We start from the raw sequence: 20,400 nt of genomic DNA, 5'->3' as shown, positions 1-20,400 counted from the left end.
GGCGGATCGGCAAACGGGCGAGCGGTCGGGTGAGCGGGCGGACGGGCGGGCGGCGCGCGGGCCGGGCGTGCGCAACCGTTCGCGTCGGCCCCCAACGACGTCGGACCCACCCTAGGGCCCGAATGGACCGCGCGACAGGTCCAGTGATCTTGGATTTTCCTGGTCCACTTGCGGGTCGTCCGCCGCACCACCTGGCGAGTGGTGAACTCCCGTGCGACGGCGCCGGGTTGGCCGGGCCGGGCGCCGCCGCCCGGCACCGGCCGCGGCGGCCCCGGCTTTCCGCGGCCGTGCCCGCGCCCCGGACGTGCCGTCCGTACCCGCCCCGAACCGTCCGCCGGGGGCGTGCGAGGCACCCGTCCGCGCCCCTTGCGGAGGGCCGCCGGAGCCCGTGGTGACCCGTCAGTAGTGCCCTATGCTCGACGGCGTTCGCGATCCGGCACCGGGGCCGGCGCCGCCCGCACACCCGCCCGCGCGCCCGCCCGAGCCGGCGCCGCCACCCGCGCGAAGGGCCCCTCCCATCTGCACCTCCATCGCCCCCTCGGACATCGCCCCCTCGGACGAGGGCGGCCGGCCGGGCGAGGCCCCCACGACCGGCCGCCGCCGCTTCCTCACCTACCTGCTGGCCGCGCCGACCCTCACCGTCGCCGCCCGGATCGGCCTCGACGCCGCCGCGCCCGCGAGCGCACCCGCCGCCGTCCGGAACACCGCCGCCCGCACCGCGGCCGCCGCCACCGCGCCCCCGCAACTGCTCGGCCTGCCCGGCATCCCCGACGTCGTCGACCTCGGCGACGCCATCACCCTGGCCTGCCTGCCCACCGCCCACCTGCTGGTGCTCGAAGTCACCGCCGCCGGACGGGCCGTGCTGACCCTGCCCCGGCTGGAGGTCGGCCAGGGCCTCACCACCGCGATGGCCATGCTGGTCGCCGAGGAGCTGGACGCCCGGCTCACCGACGTGGACGTGCCGCTCTCGGACGGCCGCCCCGAGCTGCTGTTCAACCAACTGACCGGCGGCTCCACCTCGGTGCGCTCGCTGTACGAGCCGGTGCGCGCCGCGGCCGCCGCCGCCCGTGCCCGGCTGGTCACCGCCGCCGCCCAGCACTGGAACCTCCCCGCCGGCACCCTGCGCACCGCCGACTCCGCCGTCCTCGCCCCGGACGGCCGGCGGGTCGGCTTCGGCCGACTCGCCGCGGCGGCGGCCGCCGTGGCCGTGCCGGCCGTGCCCGCCACCCCCAAGCCCCCCGACCGGCTGCGCGTCGTCGGCACGCCGACCGGCCGGATCGACGCCCGCGACATCGTCACCGGCCGCGCCGCGTACACCGGGGACCTCCGGATCCCCGGTGCCGTGCCCACCGTCGTCGCCCGCCCCACCACCATCAACGGCACCCTCGCGAGCCTCGACGCCTCCGCCGCCCGCGCCATGCCCGGGGTGCTGGGCGTGGTGCGGATCCCGAGCGGCGTCGCCGTCCTCGCCGAGACCTTCGACCAGGCGCTCAAGGCCCGGAACGCCCTGCGCACCACCTGGCACCCCGGCCCGGTCGCGCACCTGTCCGGCGCCGACATCCGCGCCCGGCTCCGCGACGCCCACCCGCCGTTCCTGCTGCCGCCGCTGCTCACCCCGTACCTGGACGGCGAGTTCGACTTCGCCTTCGTCAACCACGCCCCGATGGAGGTGCTGACGGCGGTCGCCGACGTCCGGCCCGGCCGCGCCGACGTGTGGTTCGCCGCGCAGGCGCCGATCGTCGCCCAGCAGGCGATCGCCGCCGAACTCGGCCTGCCGCAGGGCGCGGTGACCGTCCACGTGGTGCGCGGCGGCGGCTCGTTCGGCCGCCGGCTGTTCTTCGACGCCGCGCTGGAGGCCGCCCAGGTCTCCCGGGCCGCCGGCCGCCCGGTCAAGCTGATGTGGACCCGCGAGGACGACATGCGGCACGGCCGGATGCGCCCCGCCAGCCACCACCGCGTCCGGGCCACCTACGGCCCGCTCGGCCAGGTCCTCAGCTGGGAGCACCGCGCCGCCACCGTCCGCACCGACCTGGGGCACGGCCTCGGCGAGGCCCTGACCGGAGCCGGGTTCGACCTCTCGCTCGCCGGGCTCAGCCTCGCCCAGGGCTTCTTCCTGCTCACCGAGAAGAACCCGTACGACGTCGGCGTCCCCACCCAGCTGCTCGCCGAGGTGGCGCTCGACATGCCCACCGGCAGCTGGCGCTCCGTCTACTCCGGCACCGTCCGGGTCGCCGACGAGATCATGATGGACGAGCTCGCCCGCCGGACGGGCCAGGACGAGGTCGCCTTCCGCCGCGCCCGGCTGCGCGGCACGCTCGGCCGGGCCGTCCTCGACACCGTCGCCCAGAAGGGGAACTGGGGGCGGCCGATGCCCCCCGGACAGGCCCAGGGCGTCGGCTACCACGAGGAGAACGGCGGCCGGGTCGCCTACCTCGTCGAACTCGACGCCACCGACCGGGCCGACCCCCGGGTGACCCGGGCGGTGTGCGCCGTCGACGTCGGCCGGGCGATCGACCCCCGAGGCCTCGAAGCCCAGCTGACCGGCACCCTGGTCGACGGCATCTCGGTGATCCTTCGGGCCGGCAACCACATCGACAACGGCGCGGTACGGGAGGGAAGTTACGCCGACTTCCGGTACGCCCGGCAGCGGGACACCCCGCCCGCGGTGGAGATCCACCTGCTGCCGCCGAGCGGACCGCCCGGCGGCGCGGGCGAGTTGGGGGTGGCGGCCGCCTGCGCCGCCGTCGCCAACGCCTACGCGCGGGCCACCGGCACCAGCCCCCGCTCCTTCCCCCTGGCGTTCTGACACCTCGCGATCCGACGCCTCACCTGCGGACGCCTCACCCCCCCCTGACGCCTACCCCCTGCCCTCGCGCCAAGGACCCCAAGGACGGCCACCACCCATGCCCAGCCACACCTTCGTCCTCAACGGGCGGCCCGTCACCGTCGAGGCCCCCGACGACATGCCGCTGCTCTGGGTGCTGCGCGACAAACTCGGCGTCACCGGCCCCAAGTACGGCTGCGGCGTGGGAGTCTGCCGCTCCTGCACCAGCCACCTCGACGGCGAGGAGTTCCAGCCCTGCACCCGTACGGTCAAGGACTGCGCCGGCCGCAGCGTCACCACCATCGAGGGCCTGGCCACCGGCGACACCCTCCACCCCGTCCAGGAGGCCTGGCTGGCCTGCGACGTCGCCCAGTGCGGATTCTGCCAGCCCGGCCAGATCATGACCGCCGTCGCCCTGCTGCGCCGCACCCCGAACCCGACCGACGCGGACATCGACCGGATCCAGAACATCTGCCGCTGCGGCACCTATCCGCGCATCCGCGCGGCCATCAAGCTGGCCGCCGCCCGGCGCCCCCGGGCCTGACACCCGGGGGCGGGGCCTACGCCGAGACCGGCGCCTGCGGGTCGCGGCCGAAGTAGGCGGCCAGCCGGTCGTACGGCGGCGCGTCCTCGGGAGCCGCGACCTCGGGGCCGAAGGCGTGGTGGTCCGCCTCGTCGCCCCGGTACTCGGGCTTGAGGGCGCCGTGCGCCCAGGCCAGTGCGGCGGCCGCCACCTCGTGGTCGAGTCCGCTGGTGGACTGGCCGGTGGCGCGCGCCAAGTCCCAGCCGTGGACGGCGAATTCGGCGATCTGCTGGTCCACCGGGAAGCGCCGGGGCAGCGTGCCGCCGGGGACCTCCAGCGTGCCGGTGAGGTCACCGGCGGCGCGCCAGGCCTCGACCAGCTCGGCCGCGCCCGCCTCGAAGGCGTGCAGCCAGTCCTCCTCCACCCGTTCGAAGGGCTGCGACCAGTCCGGCTGCCCGCCGCGCGCCCGGACGGTGAACTGCCGCAGGTCGAACAGCAGATGACTGACCAGGTCGCCGACGTCCCAGGAGCGGCAGGGCGTCGGGTGGGCGGCCAGCTCGACGCCGGTGCCGTCGATCAGCCCGGCGGTCTGCGCGAGCGCCCGGGAGAGCAGGTCGATCGGGTCGTCCGCTGCGGTCATGGGGCACACCTCTCGATCGGTGGGGGGACGGGCCGTGCCGGGCGATCGTAAGCGCGCACGCCGACAGCCGCCCGGCACGACACCGCGCCCCACCGGGTTCAGGCGGCGAACCCGCCGTCCACCGCCAGCTCCGCGCCGGTCACGTACCGGCCGTCCTCGCCGGCCAGGTAGGCGACGGCGCCCGCGACCTCCGCCGGCGCGCCGTAGCGGCCGAGCGCGGTGAAGCCTCGCTGGAAGTCGGCGGAGTCGCCGTCCGCCGGGTTCATGTCGGTGTCGATCGGGCCGGGGTGGACGAGGTTGACGGTGATCCCGCGCGGGCCGAGCTCCCGGGCCAGCGCCTTGGTCAGACCGGTCATCGCCGCCTTGCTGGTCGCGTACAGCACGGCGCCGGGGAAGGCGACCCGCTGCGCGAGGCAGCTGCCGATGGTGACGATCCGCCCGCCCTCGGCCAGGTGCGGCGCGGCCGCCCGGGCGTAGAGGTACGGCGCGCGGACGTTCACCGCCAGCAGGGTGTCGATCTCCTCGACCGCCGTCCCCCCGATCGGCCCGACCGCGCCGACGCCCGCGTTGTTCACCAGGACGTCCAGCCGGCCGAACCGTTCGACCACGGCCGCCACCGCGCCGCGCACCGCCGCCTCGTCGGCGCCGTCCGCGCGCACCGCCAGGGCGGTCCGGCCCATCGCGGCGATCTTCGCGACCACCGCTTCGGCGCGCTCGCTCCCGCCCCGGTAGGTGAGCGCCACGTCGGCGCCGTCCTCGGCCAGTCGCAGCGCGATCGCCGCCCCGATCCCCCGGCTGCCGCCGGTCACCAGAGCCACCTTGCCGTTCATCGTCGTCATCTCTGTCGTCATCTCCGCAGAACTCCTCGTGCCGTTCGCTGATCCGACTCGATCCTCGATCAGAGCGCGCGGAAGTTCCGGCGACAATCGGACGTCGCGTTCGACCGTCGACCACCGGCCGGCGCAGGCCCCCACCCGCGCACGCCGAAGCGGCCGCCCCGGGCAGGGGCGGCCGCTCGGCGGCCGATGCGGGGCGGCGTCAGACGGTCAGGGTCTGGCCCGGGAAGATCAGGTCCGGGTCGGCGCCGATGGTGGCGGCGTTCCTGCTGTACAGGCTGACGGTGTCGACGCCGAACTTCGCCGCGATGTCGCTCAGCGTGTCGCCGCTCCTGACGGTGTATCCGCCGGTGGCGGCGCCGTTCGTCGGCCGCTCGCTCTTCGGGGCCTGGGTGCTCGGGGCCTGGGCCTTCGGGGTCTGCGCCTTCGGGGCCTGGGCCTTCGACGGCTGCCCCTTGGGCGCGGCGTGCCTGGGCTCCTGCGCCTGCGGCTTCGCCTTGGCCTTCGGCGCGGCCTTGCCGGTGGGCTTCGCCGCCGGCTTGGCCGGGGCGTCGTCCGAGCCGTCCGAGGCGCTGCCGGAGGTGTCGACGGCGGCGGGGGCACCGCCCTTGGTGAGGCCGGCCTTGGCGGAGCAGACGGGCCAGGCGCCCGGGCCCTGCGAGGCGAGGACCTTCTCCGCGACGGCGATCTGCTGCGCCCTGCTGGCCTGGTTCGCCTGGGGGGCGTACGCGGTTCCGCCGTACGCGGCCCAGGTGGAGGGGGTGAACTGCAGTCCGCCGTGGAAGCCGTTGCCGGTGCTGATGCTCCAGTTGCCGCCGCTCTCGCACTGGGCGACGGCGTCCCAGGTGGAGGTGGTCGCGGCGGAGGCCGAGGTGGCCGTGACGAGGCCGGCCACCGGCAGGGCCGCGACGGCGGCGCCTGCGACGACCGCCATCCGCACGCGGTTGCGCTTGGTGACGGTGGCGGGGGTGGCAGCGGCGGTCTCGTGACGGGGAGTCATGTAGGTCCTCTCGACGAACCCCGGGCAGGCATGCGGAACCAGGCCCGGGACATGGGCCGGTCGTTTCCGCTCGCCTCACTCGATGGGCGGCCGGGCACGTGTCGGACGTGCCGTGCCGCCCCGGCCACCTCCGCTCGCCGACGACCTGTTCGAGCCGGTCCTGTCGGCGGGCACGGCCCTCGCGCCGGGTGCTAGTCGGCGGGCCGTGCGTCGGGGTGAACCCGGGTGGCGCTCGTTGCGCCGCAGAAGAAGCTACGGGCCGCCCCCGGGGGCGGCAAGCAATTCTTGAAAGCCGCAGGTCAGTTGACTGTTACCGGCGGTATCGATCAAGAAACTGCGCCCGGTTCGACCGCATTTGACTGCTTTCACAAGATCACATGGTCATTTCCCGTGCGTTCACTCACACCCGTGCGCCCGTCGAACGAGCCGCGCGCTCCACCCACGGCAACCGCGCACTGACGGTCCGTCACCATCGCTCCGCGATTTCCCGGCTACACACCGCAACCGAGTGACCTGCGCCACCTCGAACACTCTCCGCAGTCGCCCGGCTCCGCTCGGACACCTGCCGCCGCGCCGCCGGGTGCCGACGCGTGCCGACGCGTGCCGACGCCGATCGAACCCTCAGCCGCGTCCGCCGAGTTCGGCGTCCCGGGCCAGCAGCGCCGCCTGCACCCGGTTGTCGCAGCCCAACTTGGCGAGGATCCGGCTGACGTACGTCTTCACCGTCGCCTCGCTCATGTGGATGCGCGCCCCCGCGTCCGCGTTGGACAGCCCCTCCCCGAGCAGCTCCAGCACCTCCAGCTCACGCCCGGTCAGCACCTCCAGCCGCTGCCGGGCCCGCGCCGCCCGCGCCGCCGCCGTACCGCCGCGCCCGGCGGCCAGCGAGTCGACGATGTGCCGGGTCGCGGCCGGGGAGAGGAAGGCGTTGCCGCCCGCCGCCGCCCGGACGGCCTGGATCAGCTCGCCGGGCGCGGTGTCCTTGAGCAGGAAGCCGGCGCCGCCCTCGGTCACGGCGCGCAGGACGTTCTCGCGCTCCCCGAAGGTGGTGAGGATCAGCGCCCGCGCGCCGGGCGCGACCCTCGCCAGCTCCCCGAGCGCCGTCAGCCCGTCCATCACCGGCATCTGAATGTCCAGCAGCACCACGTCCACCCGGTGCGCCCGGGCCAGCTCCAACGCCTCCCGGCCGTCCGCGGCCTCCGCCACCACCTCGATGTCGTCGGCGGAGCCGAGGATCATCCTGATCCCGGCGCGGATGAGCGGCTCGTCGTCGGCGACGAGGACTCGGATCACGGCTGGTCGTTCCCCTCGAACGGAAATTCGGCTGCTGCCCCCATCCTCACATCCCCGGGCCGGCCGCCCGACCACCCGGGCCCCGGGGCTGCCCGCAGGCCGTCACCGCACGACGAAGTCCTGCTTCTCCACCAGCACGCCGTCCTTGAAGCAGAACCGCATCACCTCGTCCTCGCGCCAGTCCGCGCTCTGGTCGCCGGACAGGAACCAGCGGCAGCGCGCGCCCTCCGGCGGGGTCGGCCCGCTGTGGTGGAAGTCGCCGGTGAAGAAGTCGTTGCCCTTCGGCAGCCGCTCCTGCACCTCGCCCGCCGGCATGCCGACCTGCAGCTCGTCGTACAGCGCCTTGCGGACCGTCGCGTCGCTCGTCCCCTGCAGGAACGCCACCACGCCCCAGACCAGCAGCGCCAGCACGGTGATCACGACGCCCACCACGCCGACCGCGCAGCCGAGCGCGGGGCTGCGCCGGCGGCCCTCCTCCTCGCCGACCTCCGGCAGGCCCGAGTACAGCCAGTCGTCCGGGTCCGCACCGGCCGGGCCGGCCCCGCCGTCGCCCTCCGCCCCCTCGTACGGGAGGACGGCCGCCAGCCGGAACCCCTGCTCGGGCGTCGCCCCGGCGTGCACCATGCCGCCCGCCAGCCGGGCGCGCTCCCGCAACCCGGCCAGCCCCTGCCCGCCGCTCACGGCCGCGCCCGCGCCGGCGCGCGCGCCCACCAGCTCCGGCGCGCGCGGATTCGTCACCTCCACCACCAGCGCGTCCGGCTCGTACCGGAGCGCGACGGCGATCGGCGCGCCGGGGGCGTGCTTGTGCGCGTTGGTGAGCGCCTCCTGCACGATCCGGTACGCCGCCTGGTCCACCGACGCCGCCAGCGGGCGCCGCTCGCCCTCGGTCGTGAAGTCCACCGCCGCCCCGGCCGCCCGGGAGGCGTCCACCAGGCCCGCGACCCCGTCCACCCCGCCCCGGCCCGCCGCCGGACCCACCGCCGGGGGCGGGGTCGTCGACTCGTCGTGCAGCACCCCGACCACCTCGCGCAGCTCGCGCATCGCCGAGACCGCCGCCTGCCGCAGCACACCGACCGCCTCGCGCTGCCGCTCGGTCAGCGTGCGGTCCACCTCCAGCGCGCCCGAATGCACCGAGATCAGCGCCAGTTGGTGGCCGAGGCTGTCGTGCATGTCCTGGGCGATCCGGTGCCGCTCGCGCAGCCGCGCCTGGTGCACCACCATCACCCGCTCGCGCGACAGCTGCTCCCGGCGCTCGCGCAGCGCGTCCAGCAGGGCCCGGCGCTGCGCCCGGTAGCGGCCCCACAGCGCGGGCAGCACGGCGACCAGCAGGAAGAAGCCGAGCGACAGTCCGACGATCAGCTTCGGCGCGGCCGAACCGGCGTCCTTCACCGCGCCCGTCACCGTGAACAGCAGCCACCCGAGCGCGAAGGTGCCCACCAGCCGCCACACCGCCCGGATCCCCGCCCCCGCCGCCCACCCGGCGAACACCAGCAACGGGAACGGCCCCGCCGAACAGCCCGTCGCGGCGGCGGTGAGCAGCAGCACCGACGCCGGGAAGGCCCGGCGCAGCACGAACAGCACCACCGTCCCCAGGGCGAACGGCACCTCCAGCCCCGAGTCGGCGGCCACCTCCAGCAGCGCGGCGACCGTGCCCAGCAGCACCGCGAGCAGCACCTCGCCGACCACCCGCCGGGGCCGCCAGGGGCCCGGCAGCGCCTTCCGTACCGCTCTCTTCCAGGCCCGCGCGATCGCATTCACCCGTCGAGGCTACTGGGCCCGTCCGCCGGACGGCCGTCCCCCTTCGTCGTCGCCCGCACCGACGAAAGTCGCCCCCTCGCCGGGCGGGGCCGCACGCCGCGCGCCCTCGCTCAGTCCGTCGCCGTCAGCAGCAGCGCCACGTCGTCCACCCGGTGCACCGGCCCGACCTCCCGCAGCAGCCGGCCCGCCAGTGCCTCCAGCCCGGCCGCGCCCGCGCCCGGGCCGCCGCCGCGGGCCAGGGCGGCCCGGAGCCGCTCGACGCCCTGGTCGATCGCCTCGGCCGGGTCCTCCACCAGTCCGTCGGTGTACAGCGCGAGCAGCCCGCCCGGCGGCAGGCGCCGTTCGGTGACGGGGTACTCCGCCCGCTCGTCGACCCCGAGCAGCGGCCCGCCGGCCACGTCCAGCACCTCGGCCCGCCCGTCCGGGTGGCGCAGCACCGGGGGGAGGTGGCCGGCGCGGGCGATCCGCAGGGTGCCGTCCGCCGGGGTGAGGCGGGCCAGGCAGCAGCTGGCGAGCAGGCCGGGGTCGAGGTCGAGCAGCAGTCGGTTGGTGCGGGCGAGCACCTGCCCGGCGGGTTCGCCGCCGCTGGCGAACGCCCGTACAGCGCTGCGCAGTTGGCCCATCGCCGCGGCGGCGGCGACGCTGTGCCCCTCGACGTCGCCGATCACCAGGGTGAGGTCGCCGCCGGTGGTGATGGCGTCGTACCAGTCGCCGCCGATCTCCATGCCCTGGGTGCCGGGCAGGTAGCGGGCGGTGATCCGGACGCCGGGGATCCCGGGCAGCCGGTGCGGCAGCAGGCCCTGCTGGAGGCCGCGGGCGAGCGCGAACTCGGCGTCGTAGAGGCGGGCCCGCTCCAGCGCCTGGGCGATGAAGCCGCCGAGCGCGGTGAGCAGGCCGCGGTCCTCGGCGGTGAAGACGCGCGGCCGGTCGAAGCCGAGGATGCAGCTGCCGATCGGCTGACCGGAGGCGATGAGCGGCAGGAACGCCCAGGCGCCCATCTCGTCGATCGCCAACCCGGGGTAGGCGGCGGTGAGTTCGCGCACCGACTCGAAGAAGATCGGGGTGCCGGCGCTGAGCGTCTCCGCGCCGGGGACGCGGGCGCCGACCGGGGTGGCCTCGAAGCCGTCCAGGAAGCCGTCCGGGTAGCCGCTCTGCGAGACCAGGTGCAGGCGGTTGTCGCGCACGACGTAGATGGCGAGCTCCTGGCCGCCGAAGGCCGGGAGGATCTGCTCGGCGACGGCCCGGCAGACGTCGCGCGCGGTGACGGCCTCGGTGAGCGCGCTGGCGAGCTGCAGCAGGTGGTGGGTGCCGCCGAGGCCGGCCGAGGAGGCGTGGACGGCGGGCGGCGGGGCGGCGGCCGGTTCGGCGGCGCCGGGCGGGGCCTCGGCGGCGACGACCCGGCCGGTGACGCCGTGCGCGTCGGGGTAGAGCGAGAAGGCGAGCCAGCCGGCCGGCGGGCGGGCGGCGAGGAAGGCGGTGGGCCGCTGGGAGAGCAGGGCGGCCCGGTAGCGGTTCTCGTAGAAGGGGTCGGCGAGCCAGGGCAGCGCGTCCCAGGGGTGCCGGCCGACCAGGTCCTCGCGGCGGACGCCGAGCAGCGGCTCGATGCCGCGGTTGGCGTAGCCGATCCGGCCGTCCGGGTCGAGCGAGAAGACGCCCTCGCGCAGCCGTTCGACGGCGGCCGCGGCGGCGGTCAGGGTGCGGACGTCCAGGACGGCGCCGACCAGGTGGGTGCGGCCGTCCGAGATGGCGGAGGGCACCCGGGCCCACAGCTCCACCGGGTACGGGTGGCCGTCCCGCCCGAGCACCCGGACGCGGGCGGCCAGCACCTCGCCCTCGGCCAGCGCGGTGCGGGCGGCGGCCCGGAAGCCGGCCAGGTCACCGGGGGCGATCCGGGCGGAGAGGGCGGCCACCGTGCCGTCGAACTCGTCGGGCCCGAGGCCGAAGATCTCGCAGAACCGGGCGTCGGCGGCGAGCGCGCCGGTGGCCACGTTCCAGTCGAACAGGCCGACCCGGGTGGCCGGCGGGGCCGCCGGCGCCAGCTCCACCACGGGCGCGTCCCCGGTGGGCTCCACGGGCTGCCCGGCGGCCGCCAGCTTGGACAGCCCGTCCGCGAGTTCGGCGGCGACGGCGGCCAGCCGGCGGCGCGCCCGGGCCGACACGCCCTCCTCGGCGGCGGGCCACAGCACGCTGAGCACCCCGAACGGCTCGGCGCCGGCCCCGACCGGCACGCAGGCGCTCGCGTAGTCGTACGGCAGGCCGACCGCCAGCTGCGGGAAGCGCCGCATGGTGTCCTCGGTGTCGGCCAGGGCGATCGTGCGGCCGGTGCGGAAGCAGACCGCGACGGGCAGCGGCCCGGCGGCGGCGATCCGCCGGAACGGGCTCATGATCGACAGCGGCACGCCGGCGATGGTGCAGAGCAGCAGCGAGCGGCGGTCCGGCGAGCGCAGGTACACCATCGCGCCGTACGCCCCGGTGCGGCCGAGCGCGCGCCGGGCGGCGTCCGCGAGCAGGTCGTCCCGCTCGGGGGCGGCGTCCCCGGCCGCCCCGGCGGGGTCCCCGGCCCCGCCGGTCGGATGCGGATGGCGCATGCTCTTTTGCTACGCCGGGCCCGGAACGGTGTCAAGACGAGCCCCGCGCGCCCCGGAAGTCCCACCCCGCCCCGCGCGCCCCGACACACCGGGCGCCCCGACCCCCCCCCCGGACCCGGCCCTCACACCGAGCCGAGGTCGACCTCCACCGGGTACGGCACCACGGCCGCCACCCGCCCGGCGAACAGCTCCCCCGCCCGGTACGCCCGGCTCGCCTCGTCCAGCACGTAGGTGTGGACGACCGGCACCCGGCCGACCGCCTGCTCGATCCGCCAGTAGAAGGGGATCCCGGCCTGCGCGTACTGGGCGAGCTTGACCACCCGGTCGGTGGTCTCCGAGCCCGGCGAGACGACCTCGACGAGCAGCAGCACGTCCTCGGGTCTGGTCGGCGACTTGTCGATCGTGTCCGCGCGATAGACCCCCACGTCGGGGCGGCGGTTGTTGAGCGGCACGTCCTGCAGCCGGACGTCGAAGTCCGTGTCGGCGTTCCACTCCGAGCCGCCCGCCTCGTCCAGGGCGTTCGCCAGGAGCCGCGCAAGCCTGTTGTGCCGCTTCGACGCGCTCGGGCTCACGACCACCATCCCGTCGACGATCTCGATGCCCGCGCACTGCTCCGCGGTCCAGGAGTCGTACTCCTCGCTGGTGATCTGCCGGTGCATCCACTCGGGTGCGATCATCTCGGCCGTCACTGCGTACCTCCCCTGAGTCGCTGGGCGGGCCGGTGCTGTGAGACCCACCGTAGTGCACCCGGAGGGTGAGGTTTCGGGTGGTTCGCGGCCGTTCGATATCCTCGGCCGGCGAGGGGCGGCGGTTCGGGTCGCCCATGGGGGAAGCGAGAACCGGTATGCAGTCGCCGTCGTCCGGAGGGCCCGCGCAGGATCAGGACGCGGCGTGGCAGTGGGAGGCCGAGGTGGACGGCACCGGCGGCGGCGAGCCCGGGGACGTGATCGGCGACGACCGGCCGCGGCCCACCCGCCGCAGGCTGCTGCTCGGGGCCGGGGCGCTGGCGGCCGGCGCGGCCGTGTGGGCCCTGACCCGTGCGGCCGCCGAGCCGGACGGCCCCGCGCCCGCGCCGACGAAGCCGCAGCCGACCGCGCTGTCCGGCCCGACGCCGCTGTGGACGTACCGGGGCGCCGAGCCGATGACCCCCGAGCGGCTGCCCCGCCCGCCGGAGCGCCCGCTCTACCTGTCCAAGGCCGGCCTGCAGGTGCTGGACCCGGCCACCGGCGGCGCCGCCCGGCTGGTGGTCTTCGACCCGCCGCCGCAGCCGGGCTGGCCGAGCGACGTCACGCCGCGCCCCAAGGTCCTGCTCGGCCCGCAGCACCTCTTCACCCTCACCTCCCCCGGCCACCTCGACGCCCGCCACCTCACCGACCCGGCCGGCGACTGGAGCCTGCCGCTGCCGGAGGAGCTGGCCGACGGGCAGAGCGGCGGCCTGGGCGGCCCCGGGCTGTCCGTCTGCGCGGACGGCGTGCTGTACGGCTACGCCTGGGGCCCCTACCGCGGCAACGAACCGTCCGTGGACCGCCTCTTCGCGCTGCGCCTCGCCGACCGCGCGCTGCTGTGGACCGTCCGCACCACGGACGACGAGCAGATCGTCGCCGTGAGCCCGGCCGACGGCGGCCGGGTGGCCTGCTCGCGCGGCCTCGGCGAGCGCACCCAGCTGGTGGTCCGGGACGCCGCGGACGGCCGGGAGCTGTGGACCTCCCCGGGCTCGGGCTGGTGCACCGCCGGCCCGAAGCACTTCCTCCTCCAGGACGGCACCGGCGGGATCCGCGCGCTGAGCCCCACCGGCGAGCAGGTCTGGACGTACGGCCCGGCGCGGGGCGAGTCCTGGCAGTCGATGCCGCCCGTCCCGGACGGCGGGCAGCTCTACCTGCCGCGCGACAACGGCGTGGTCACCGCGCACGACGCGGCCACCGGCGCGCTGCGCTGGAGCTGCCGGATGCCGTTCCTGCTGGACCGGCGCAGCCACCCGGTGGTCGCCGGCGGCACCCTGTTCGTCCCCGGCCCGGCGGCCGGCGGGGTCTGCGCGGTGGACACCGCGAACGGCCGGCTGCGCTGGAACTTCCGCGACTCCGGCCCCGGCCGGGACGTCTGGACCCTCGCCGCCGACGCCGACCGCCTCTACGCGGGCCACGACGACGTGCTGCACGCCCTCCCCCTGCACGAGGGCGGCTCCGGGACGGGCGGCACGGCCTGATGCGGGTCCGCCCGATCTCCCCCGACCGACTGGTCGAGCTGCTCGCCGAGCGGATCGCCGGGCTGCCCGGAGCAGGCCTGCCCGGCGCCGGGCAGCGGTGGCTGCGGGTGGCGGTGGACGGCGCCGGGCCCGCCCGGCCCGGCGCGCTGGCCGACGCCCTGGTGGAGCCGCTGCGGCTGCGCGGCCGCCCGTCCTTCCGGGTGTCGGCGGCCGACTTCCTGCGCCCGGCCTCGATCCGGCTGGAGTACGGCCGTCACGACGCGGACGCCTTCCACGACCTGTGGCTCGACGACGGCGCCCTGCTGCGCGAGGTGCTGGACCCGCTGGAGCCGGGCGGCACCGGCCGGGTGCTGCCCACGCTGCGCGACCCGGTCACCGACCGTTCGACCCGCGCCGCGTACCACCAACTCCCGCCCGGCGGCGTGCTGTTGCTCGACGGCCCGCTGCTGCTCGGCCGCTGGCTGCCGCTGGAGCTGACCGTCCACCTGGCGCTCACCCCGGCCGCGCTGGCCCGCCGAACCCCCGCCGACCAGCAGTGGACCCTGCCCGCCTTCGCCCGCTACGAGGCGGAGACCGCCCCCGCGGAGGCCGCCGACCTCACCGTCCGGATGGACGACCCGCGCCACCCGGCCCTGGTCGAGCGGCCGTAGGGAGCCCACCGGCCCGCTACGGTGGGCCGGGTGAACGAACACGCGGTGCCCGTCCTGCCGAGCCGGGACCTGGACGAGACGCTCGCCTTCTACGGCCGCCTGGGCTTCGAGCCCCGCGGCACCTGGCTCGCGGACGGCTACGCGATCGTGGTCCGCGGGTCCGTGGAACTGCACTTCCGGTACGACCCCCGGGTGGACCCGCTGGCCACGGCCGGCAGCTGCTACGTCCACGTGGAGGACGCGGACGCCCTCCACCGGGCGTGGGCCCGGATCGGCGTCCCCGCCGACGAAGCCACCGGCAGCCGTCTGACGGAGCCGACCGACACCCCGTACCGCATGCGGGAGTTCGCCCTCGTGGACCGCAGCGGGAACCTGCTGCGGATCGGCAGTCCGTCGCGGCCGTGACCACGACCGCGACCAGGACAACGGCCGCGGCTCGCCGGCTCGTCAGGGGCGGCGCCCCGTGCCGCCGCGCGGCGGCCGGCCGGCCGCCGCACCCGCCGGGGCCGGCCCGCGCTGGCAGAACGGGCACCAGAACACCGCCCGGTCCCGCGGGGCCACCCCCTGGCGGCCCGTCAGGACCGGTGTGACGCAGCGCGGGCAGGGCCGCCCGGCGCGGCCGTAGACCCAGTGCTGGTAGCCGGGCCGGGTGTCGCCGGTGGTGACGTGCCCGGGGCGCAGCTTGTTCGCCTCCAGCATCGCCCTGGCGCGCTCCACCAGCCGGTCGGGGTGCGGGAGTTCGCCGACCTCGGTCCACGGCGTGACGCCGGCGACGAAGCACAGCTCGTTGGCGTAGACGTTGCCGATCCCGGCGAGGTTGCGCTGGTCGAGCAGGGCTTCGACGAGCGGGCGCGCTGGGCGGGCGAGCAGGCGGCGGACGGCCTCGGCCGGGTCCCAGTCGGGGCCGAGCAGGTCGGGGCCGAGGTGGCCGACGATCCGCTGCTCGTCGGCGGTGCGCAGCAGTTCGACGACGGGCATCCGGTAGCCGATCGCGGTGCCCCGGTCGGTGCCGAGGACGACGCGGATCTGGTGGGCGGGGCCGCCGGTCCAGCGCTCGCCGGGGCGGTAGACCTCCCAGCGGCCGTCCATCCGCAGGTGGGTGTGCAGGGTGAGGCCGCCTTCGAGGCGGGTCAGCAGGTGCTTGCCGCGCGGGGTGACGTCGAGCACCCGCCGGCCGGCGAGGGCGGCGGTGGCGTGCGCGGGGACGCGGAGCTCGGCGTGGGTCAGCGGCTGCCCGGCGAGGGCCTCGCGCAGCCGGGCCGCCGCGCGGTAGACGGAGTCACCTTCTGGCATGTCTCCATCCTCCACCGCGCGGCGGCCCGGCGTGCCACCAGGGTCGGCTACTCGGCGGCCTGGCCCTCCCGCACGACGGTGACGGGGCAGGGCGCGTGCTCGACGAGGTGGCGGCTGACCGAGCCGAGCAGCACGCCGGAGAAGCCGCCGAGGCCGCGGCTGCCGACGACCAGCAGCGCGGCGCCGCGGGCGGCCTCCAGCAGGGCCTGGACGGCGTTGCCGGGCACCAGGCTCCGGGTGATGCGCACGCCCGGGTCCTCGCCGGCGACCTTGGCGATGCTCTCGGCGAGGGCCTGGCGGGCCAGTTCCTCGGGGTTGAAGGCCTCGGCGGGCACGACGCTCGGCCCGCTCCAGCCGTAGAAGGCCGGGTACTCCCACGCGGCGACGGCGTGGACGGTGCCGTGGACGGCCCGCGCGTAGTCGATCGCCCAGCGCAGTGCCTGCTCCGAGGCGGGCGAGCCGTCCACGCCGACGACGATCCGGGGGTCGGTGCTCATTGCGTGTTCTCCTTCGAGTGGTCCCCCATGGCCCGGCCCGGGATCAGCTCCGGTACGCCGCCCAGGCGTTCGCCATCCGCTGCGCCTGGCCCGGGGTGAACTGGGTCATGCAGGAGTCGTAGCTGTAGTCCATGAAGTTGTGGATCGGGTCGAGGCCGGGCCCGGCGCAGGTGTGGCGGCCCTCGGGGCAGCCGTAGGCGGCGCTGCGCTCGGGCGGGGTGTCGTCGACGTAGTCGCCCGGGCCCAGGCAGCCGCCCTGGAAGGTGTGGAAGAGGCCGAGCCAGTGGCCGGTCTCGTGGGTGGCGGTGTTGCCCTGGTCGTAGTGGGTGGCGGAGCCGCCGGGCAGCGAGGCGTCGAGCACGACGACGCCGTCGTCGGCCGGGTCGGAGCGGTAGGCGTTCGGGAAGGTCGCCCAGCCGAGCAGGGACTGGCCGAGGTGGGCGGTGTAGAGGTTGAGGGTGCCCTGGTCGCCCCGGTGCAGGGCCTGCTTCATCGCCTTCTCGGCCGCTGAGCCGGGGGTGACGCCGTTGTACCAGCCGGCGTTGTCGGTCCAGTCGGTGCCGGCCAGTTCGAAGTGGAAGCGGGTGTCGGTGTTGCCCTCGCCCTGGCCGCCGTAGGTGGCGTTCAGGTGGTCGATCTGGGCGTCGACGGCGCCCTGGGCGAGCCGGCCGGCCTCCCCGGAGTGGATCACGTGGACGTACACCGGGACGGTGGTCGGCACGGCGGCGAGCGGGACGTGGGCGGAGCCGAGCCGGGCCAGCCGTTCGTCGAGGTCGGCCTGCATGGCCCGGGCCCGGGTGGCGTCCACCGCGTTCGGATCCTTCCCGGACGGCCCGCCGGCCGGCTTCCGCGCGCCGGCGTCGGCGGCGTCCGCGGCATCGGCGGCATCCGCGCCGGTGCCGTCGCAGACCGCCGCCGCGGTCGCCGCGGCCGCGTGGTGCGCGGCCGGCGCGGCGAACTGGCTCAGGCCGGCCGCGGCGACCAGCGCGGCGGCGCAGGGGAACAGACGGGTGGCACGGGTGGCACGCGGGCGCACCCGGGGAGTACGGCGCATCTGCGCTCCTGACGAGGAGACGGGGAATCCGACGGAGGATCGGCCGCACCCCGGTCCCGCCCGGCGGCACTCGGCGGCGCTCGGCGCGGGCCCCCGGGGCCGCGGACCCGCCGAGACTACGACGCCGAGAAGTCGATCTCCCGCAGGGCGCGCGCGGCGGCCCGGTCGAGTACCACGGCCGACGCACAGCCGGCCGGCGGCTCCGCGGCCGCCGCCCGCAGCAACCGGGCCGCCGCGGCCCGGTGCCGGGCGAAGGCGTAGCGGGAGACGCCGCGCCCGCGCCGGCGCTGCCCGTCCCGCGCCTCGGCGGGCCCGACGTCGAGCACCAGCAGGTGCACCCGGCGGCCCTGCCGGGCGGCGGTCCGGGCGAGCCAGGCCCGGACGAACGGCAGCGTGCCGCAGTCGTGCACGGCGAGCGGCCCGCCGTCCAGGACGGCCCGGCGCAGCCGCCGGTAGTGCGCGAGCCGGGCGAGCGGCCGGTAGAGCGCGTACGGGAGGCGGGCGGGCAGGCGCGCCGCGTACTCCTCGCGGACGAGCTGGGAGTCGACCAGCGGCGCGCGCACGCAGCGGCGCATCAGGGTGCTCTTGCCGCTGCCGGGCAGACCGGTGACCACCAGCAGGTCGCCCGCCGGGTAGTGCAGGGCGACCGGGCCCGGCCCGCGCAGCTCGTGCCGGCCGGCCCGGACGACCCGCCCCTCGAACCCCGTGCGCCCGTCCGCGGCGCGGGGCGGCGGCACCCGGGGCACCGCCGCCCGCGCCGTTCCCGTCCCGGTCACCCTCGCTCCCCCTGCCGTTCTCCCTCCCGGGAGCATCGCGCATTCCCAAGTCCGAGTAAAGACCCGAGGTCAGACGGCAGGGGCGCAGACCCCTACGGCAGCTGCGGGGCGAGCTGGGTGGCGATCAGCTCCAGGTGGTCGAGGTCGTGCAGGTCGAGGATCTGCAGGTAGATCCGCTCGGTGCCGACCGCCGCGTACCGGGCGATCTTCTCCGCGACCTCGGCCGGGGTGCCGGCCAGGCCGTTGGCCTTCAGTTCGTCCACGTCGCGGCCGATGACGGCGGCCCGGCGGGCCACCTCGGCGTCGTCGCGGCCGACGCAGGCGACCAGGGCGTTGGAGTAGACCAGGTCGTCGGCCCGGCGGCCGGCCTGCTCGACGGCGGCCTTCACCCGGCCGAACTGGACGGCACTGTCCTCGGCGGACGCGAACGGCAGGTTGAACTCGTCGGCGAAGCGCGCGGCCAGCGCCGGGGTGCGCCGGGCGCCGAGGCCGCCGACGAGCACCGGGATGTGGTCCTGGGCGGGCTTGGGCAGCGCGGGCGAGTCGGTCAGCGTGTAGTACTCGCCGGCGAAGTCGAAGGTGTCGCCGAGCTTGGTGTTCCACAGGCCGGTGATGATCGCCAGCTGCTCCTCCAGCCGGCCGAACCGCGCCTTGGGGAAGGGGATGCCGTAGGCGGTGTGCTCGTCCCCGTACCAGCCGGCGCCGAGGCCGAACTCGACCCGGCCGCCGCTCATCGCGTCGACCTGGGCGACCTGGATCGCGGTGACGCCGGGCAGCCGGAAGGTGGCGGCGGTCATCAGGGTGCCGAGCCGGATGGTGCTGGTCTCGCGGGCGAGCCCGGCCAGCGTGATCCAGGCGTCGGTGGGGCCGGGCAGGCCGTCGACGCCGCCCATCTTCAGGTAGTGGTCGGAGCGGAAGAAGGCGCTGAAGGCGCCCAGCTCCTCGGTGGCGCGGGCCACCCTGAGGAGGGTGTCGTAGCTCGCGCCCTGCTGGGGTTCGGTGAAGACTCGAAGATCCATGCGGACCATTCTGGTACGGACCGTCCGCCGTTCCCCGCCCGGATCCGGCCGAACCGGGGAACGTGCGCGGACCCGCCCCGGGGTGGCCAAGGTCTCAGCACGGAACCGTCACGACCCTGCGGTCCGCGGGCCCGGCTCGCCTACCGTGGACGGATGTTCGCGATCCCCGACGAGTCCTTCCGGCGCTCCCCCGACGAGCCGTCCGGCTGCCCGCTGCCCGGCATCGTGGCCGCCTTCACGCCCCGGCTGGCCGAGTTCGCCTTCGAGCCGGGCTTCGTCGCGGCCGTCGACCAGCACGTCGCGATGCTGCGCGAGCTGCTGTACGCGCAGGGGCCGGAGCTCGCGCCCCGGCCCCTGGACCGTGAGGAACTGTCGGACTACGCGCTGGGCTTCCTGGACGCGCTCGCCGAGATCGGCTGGCGGGAACCGGTCGGCCACGACTACGCCGTGCTCCGGCTGACCGCGATCTGCTGGCTGGTGCGCGAGCAGGGCCTGCTGGCCGTCTGAGACGTGACGGGCCGCGGCCCGTCACATCGGCCGGTCGCCGCCCTCGATGCCGGGGGCCGGCGAGCTGCCGGGGCCGGTCTGGGTGGTCGGGCGGACCGGCTGGTTGGCCATGGCGTCGGCCCGGCCGGCCTGGTAGGCGCTGCCGCGCAGCCGGGCGGTCTCCCGCTCGGCGCCGTCCAGCCAGCGCTCCCAGCGCTGGCGCATCGGCATGATCAGGCCGCCGCCGACGCCGACCACCAGCACGCCCGCGACGGACGCCAGCGCCGCGATCAGCACCGGGCCGGTGATCGCGGTGGCGATCCCGGCCTGGCCGAGCGCCGCGATCACGCCGAGCGCCACGATGAAGCCCCAGACCAGGGTGGAGACGGTGCGGCCGTACGCGGCGCCGGACAGCGCGTTGCGGACGATGTCGCGCACGCCGTTGGCGATGGCCATCGCGACCACCAGGATCACGACGGCGACGATGCCCCGGGGCAGCCAGGCCACGATGCTGTGGATCATCACGCTGATCGGGTTCGGGCCGAAGACGCCGAACGCCAGTTGCAGCGCCATCAGCAGCACCGCGTAGTAGACGACCTTGCAGACGATGCCGGTCAGGTCGTAGCTGGACCCGCTCAGGTAGCGGTCGATGCCGGCCCGTGCGGCGACCCGCTCCGAGCCCATCCGGCGCAGCACGCGGTCCAGCAGCCGGGCGATCGCCTTCGCCACGAACCAGCCGATGACCAGGATCGCCAGGAAGGCGAGGAACTGCGGAATGATCTTCGCGACCTTGGACCAGGCGTTGGTGAAGCCCGATCCGAAGTCCACGGACAGTGCGAGGTGCTGAGCCACGGAGTCCTCCACTCGGTGACACGGCGCCGAGCGGAACGGCGGCGCCGGGTGGCCCCCCACCCTTCGTGGATAGCAGCAGGCCGTACGGGCCGCGCGCGGCCGATGACCGGG

General features: G+C 76.1%; 19 protein-coding genes. 6 read left to right on the top strand and 13 right to left on the bottom strand.

The window, feature by feature from the left end; genetic code table 11:
- Positions 1–412: 412 nt before the first annotated feature.
- The gene (locus VM95_RS14520) at positions 413–2,806 is read left to right on the top strand and encodes a xanthine dehydrogenase family protein molybdopterin-binding subunit (RefSeq protein WP_078859895.1); all 2,394 of its coding nucleotides are present in this window, start codon (positions 413–415) and stop codon (positions 2,804–2,806) included.
- Positions 2,807–2,903: 97 nt separating this feature from the next.
- Positions 2,904–3,368: a (2Fe-2S)-binding protein gene (locus VM95_RS14515; RefSeq protein WP_045696503.1), complete on the top strand. Its 465-nt coding sequence runs from the start codon at positions 2,904–2,906 to the stop codon at positions 3,366–3,368.
- A 16-nt stretch (positions 3,369–3,384) separates the two neighbouring features.
- Here VM95_RS14515 and VM95_RS14510 read toward each other — a convergent pair whose 3' ends face one another.
- The 7 genes from VM95_RS14510 to VM95_RS14480 form a co-directional block, all read right to left on the bottom strand.
- A complete protein-coding gene (locus tag VM95_RS14510; RefSeq protein WP_045696501.1) occupies positions 3,385–3,987 on the bottom strand; it encodes a TIGR03086 family metal-binding protein in 603 nt (200 codons plus the stop codon).
- 98 nt (positions 3,988–4,085) lie between these two features.
- On the bottom strand, positions 4,086–4,838 hold the full coding sequence (locus VM95_RS14505) for an SDR family NAD(P)-dependent oxidoreductase (protein ID WP_244178770.1): 753 nt from the start codon (positions 4,836–4,838) through the stop codon (positions 4,086–4,088).
- Positions 4,839–5,025: 187 nt separating this feature from the next.
- On the bottom strand, positions 5,026–5,823 hold the full coding sequence (locus VM95_RS14500; protein ID WP_045696498.1) for a LysM peptidoglycan-binding domain-containing protein: 798 nt from the start codon (positions 5,821–5,823) through the stop codon (positions 5,026–5,028).
- 621 nt (positions 5,824–6,444) lie between these two features.
- A complete protein-coding gene (locus tag VM95_RS14495; RefSeq protein ID WP_045696496.1) occupies positions 6,445–7,113 on the bottom strand; it encodes a response regulator transcription factor in 669 nt (222 codons plus the stop codon).
- A 102-nt stretch (positions 7,114–7,215) separates the two neighbouring features.
- Positions 7,216–8,871: a sensor histidine kinase gene (locus VM95_RS14490; RefSeq protein WP_244178769.1), complete on the bottom strand. Its 1,656-nt coding sequence runs from the start codon at positions 8,869–8,871 to the stop codon at positions 7,216–7,218.
- A 110-nt stretch (positions 8,872–8,981) separates the two neighbouring features.
- A complete protein-coding gene (locus tag VM95_RS14485; RefSeq protein ID WP_045696494.1) occupies positions 8,982–11,459 on the bottom strand; it encodes a SpoIIE family protein phosphatase in 2,478 nt (825 codons plus the stop codon).
- 122 nt (positions 11,460–11,581) lie between these two features.
- The gene (locus VM95_RS14480) at positions 11,582–12,148 is read right to left on the bottom strand and encodes a Uma2 family endonuclease (protein WP_045696492.1); all 567 of its coding nucleotides are present in this window, start codon (positions 12,146–12,148) and stop codon (positions 11,582–11,584) included.
- Between the two features lie 155 nt (positions 12,149–12,303).
- On the opposite strand from VM95_RS14480, the gene VM95_RS14475 reads away from it, so the two are divergent.
- The 3 genes from VM95_RS14475 to VM95_RS14465 are packed head-to-tail and all read left to right on the top strand — an operon-like array spanning position 12,304 to position 14,717.
- Positions 12,304–13,662, top strand: a complete 1,359-nt coding sequence (locus VM95_RS14475) for a PQQ-binding-like beta-propeller repeat protein (RefSeq protein WP_045696490.1) — start codon at positions 12,304–12,306, stop codon at positions 13,660–13,662.
- The gene (locus tag VM95_RS14470; protein WP_045696488.1) at positions 13,662–14,312 is read left to right on the top strand and encodes a nucleoside/nucleotide kinase family protein; all 651 of its coding nucleotides are present in this window, start codon (positions 13,662–13,664) and stop codon (positions 14,310–14,312) included. The genes VM95_RS14475 and VM95_RS14470 overlap by 1 nt, the downstream gene beginning before the upstream one ends.
- Positions 14,313–14,342: 30 nt before the next feature.
- Entirely contained in the window at positions 14,343–14,717 is a 375-nt protein-coding gene (locus tag VM95_RS14465) for a bleomycin resistance protein (RefSeq protein ID WP_244178768.1), read from the top strand.
- A gap of 42 nt (positions 14,718–14,759) precedes the next feature.
- Here VM95_RS14465 and VM95_RS14460 read toward each other — a convergent pair whose 3' ends face one another.
- The 5 genes from VM95_RS14460 to VM95_RS14440 form a co-directional block, all read right to left on the bottom strand.
- Positions 14,760–15,605: a DNA-formamidopyrimidine glycosylase family protein gene (locus VM95_RS14460; RefSeq protein WP_045696484.1), complete on the bottom strand. Its 846-nt coding sequence runs from the start codon at positions 15,603–15,605 to the stop codon at positions 14,760–14,762.
- 47 nt (positions 15,606–15,652) lie between these two features.
- A complete protein-coding gene (locus VM95_RS14455) occupies positions 15,653–16,102 on the bottom strand; it encodes a universal stress protein (RefSeq protein WP_045696482.1) in 450 nt (149 codons plus the stop codon).
- Positions 16,103–16,145: 43 nt separating this feature from the next.
- Positions 16,146–17,156 carry a zinc metalloprotease gene (locus VM95_RS14450; RefSeq protein WP_078859893.1) on the bottom strand — a complete coding sequence of 337 codons (1,011 nt, stop codon included), beginning with the start codon at positions 17,154–17,156 and terminating at the stop codon, positions 16,146–16,148.
- Between the two features lie 116 nt (positions 17,157–17,272).
- The gene (locus VM95_RS14445; protein ID WP_341846007.1) at positions 17,273–17,932 is read right to left on the bottom strand and encodes an AAA family ATPase; all 660 of its coding nucleotides are present in this window, start codon (positions 17,930–17,932) and stop codon (positions 17,273–17,275) included.
- 92 nt (positions 17,933–18,024) lie between these two features.
- Positions 18,025–18,951, bottom strand: a complete 927-nt coding sequence (locus VM95_RS14440; protein WP_045696478.1) for an LLM class F420-dependent oxidoreductase — start codon at positions 18,949–18,951, stop codon at positions 18,025–18,027.
- A 153-nt stretch (positions 18,952–19,104) separates the two neighbouring features.
- Here VM95_RS14440 and VM95_RS14435 point away from each other — a divergent pair, with 153 nt between their 5' ends.
- Positions 19,105–19,458, top strand: a complete 354-nt coding sequence (locus VM95_RS14435; RefSeq protein WP_045696477.1) for a DUF6401 family natural product biosynthesis protein — start codon at positions 19,105–19,107, stop codon at positions 19,456–19,458.
- Positions 19,459–19,479: 21 nt separating this feature from the next.
- Here the strand turns inward: VM95_RS14435 and VM95_RS14430 are convergent, their stop codons facing one another.
- Positions 19,480–20,289: a mechanosensitive ion channel family protein gene (locus tag VM95_RS14430; protein ID WP_045696577.1), complete on the bottom strand. Its 810-nt coding sequence runs from the start codon at positions 20,287–20,289 to the stop codon at positions 19,480–19,482.
- Positions 20,290–20,400: the final 111 nt, after the last annotated feature.

This window comes from Streptomyces rubellomurinus (assembly GCF_000961885.1).
GTDB lineage: Bacteria > Actinomycetota > Actinomycetes > Streptomycetales > Streptomycetaceae > Kitasatospora > Kitasatospora rubellomurina.
Note: the sequence above shows the minus strand (reverse complement) of the source record. Positions and strands in the feature narration are given on the sequence as shown.

Excerpts from the sequence above, each read along its gene's own strand:
- VM95_RS14520 (WP_078859895.1), top strand. The coding sequence starts at position 413 with ATGCTCGACGGCGTTCGCGATCCGGCACCGGGGCCGGCGCCGCCCGCA.
- VM95_RS14515 (WP_045696503.1), top strand. The coding sequence starts at position 2,904 with ATGCCCAGCCACACCTTCGTCCTCAACGGGCGGCCCGTCACCGTCGAG.
- VM95_RS14510 (WP_045696501.1), bottom strand. The coding sequence starts at position 3,987 with ATGACCGCAGCGGACGACCCGATCGACCTGCTCTCCCGGGCGCTCGCG.
- VM95_RS14505 (WP_244178770.1), bottom strand. The coding sequence starts at position 4,838 with ATGACGACAGAGATGACGACGATGAACGGCAAGGTGGCTCTGGTGACC.
- VM95_RS14500 (WP_045696498.1), bottom strand. The coding sequence starts at position 5,823 with ATGACTCCCCGTCACGAGACCGCCGCTGCCACCCCCGCCACCGTCACC.
- VM95_RS14485 (WP_045696494.1), bottom strand. The coding sequence starts at position 11,459 with ATGCGCCATCCGCATCCGACCGGCGGGGCCGGGGACCCCGCCGGGGCG.
- VM95_RS14475 (WP_045696490.1), top strand. The coding sequence starts at position 12,304 with ATGCAGTCGCCGTCGTCCGGAGGGCCCGCGCAGGATCAGGACGCGGCG.
- VM95_RS14470 (WP_045696488.1), top strand. The coding sequence starts at position 13,662 with ATGCGGGTCCGCCCGATCTCCCCCGACCGACTGGTCGAGCTGCTCGCC.
- VM95_RS14460 (WP_045696484.1), bottom strand. The coding sequence starts at position 15,605 with ATGCCAGAAGGTGACTCCGTCTACCGCGCGGCGGCCCGGCTGCGCGAG.
- VM95_RS14455 (WP_045696482.1), bottom strand. The coding sequence starts at position 16,102 with ATGAGCACCGACCCCCGGATCGTCGTCGGCGTGGACGGCTCGCCCGCC.
- VM95_RS14450 (WP_078859893.1), bottom strand. The coding sequence starts at position 17,156 with ATGCGCCGTACTCCCCGGGTGCGCCCGCGTGCCACCCGTGCCACCCGT.
- VM95_RS14440 (WP_045696478.1), bottom strand. The coding sequence starts at position 18,951 with ATGGATCTTCGAGTCTTCACCGAACCCCAGCAGGGCGCGAGCTACGAC.
- VM95_RS14435 (WP_045696477.1), top strand. The coding sequence starts at position 19,105 with ATGTTCGCGATCCCCGACGAGTCCTTCCGGCGCTCCCCCGACGAGCCG.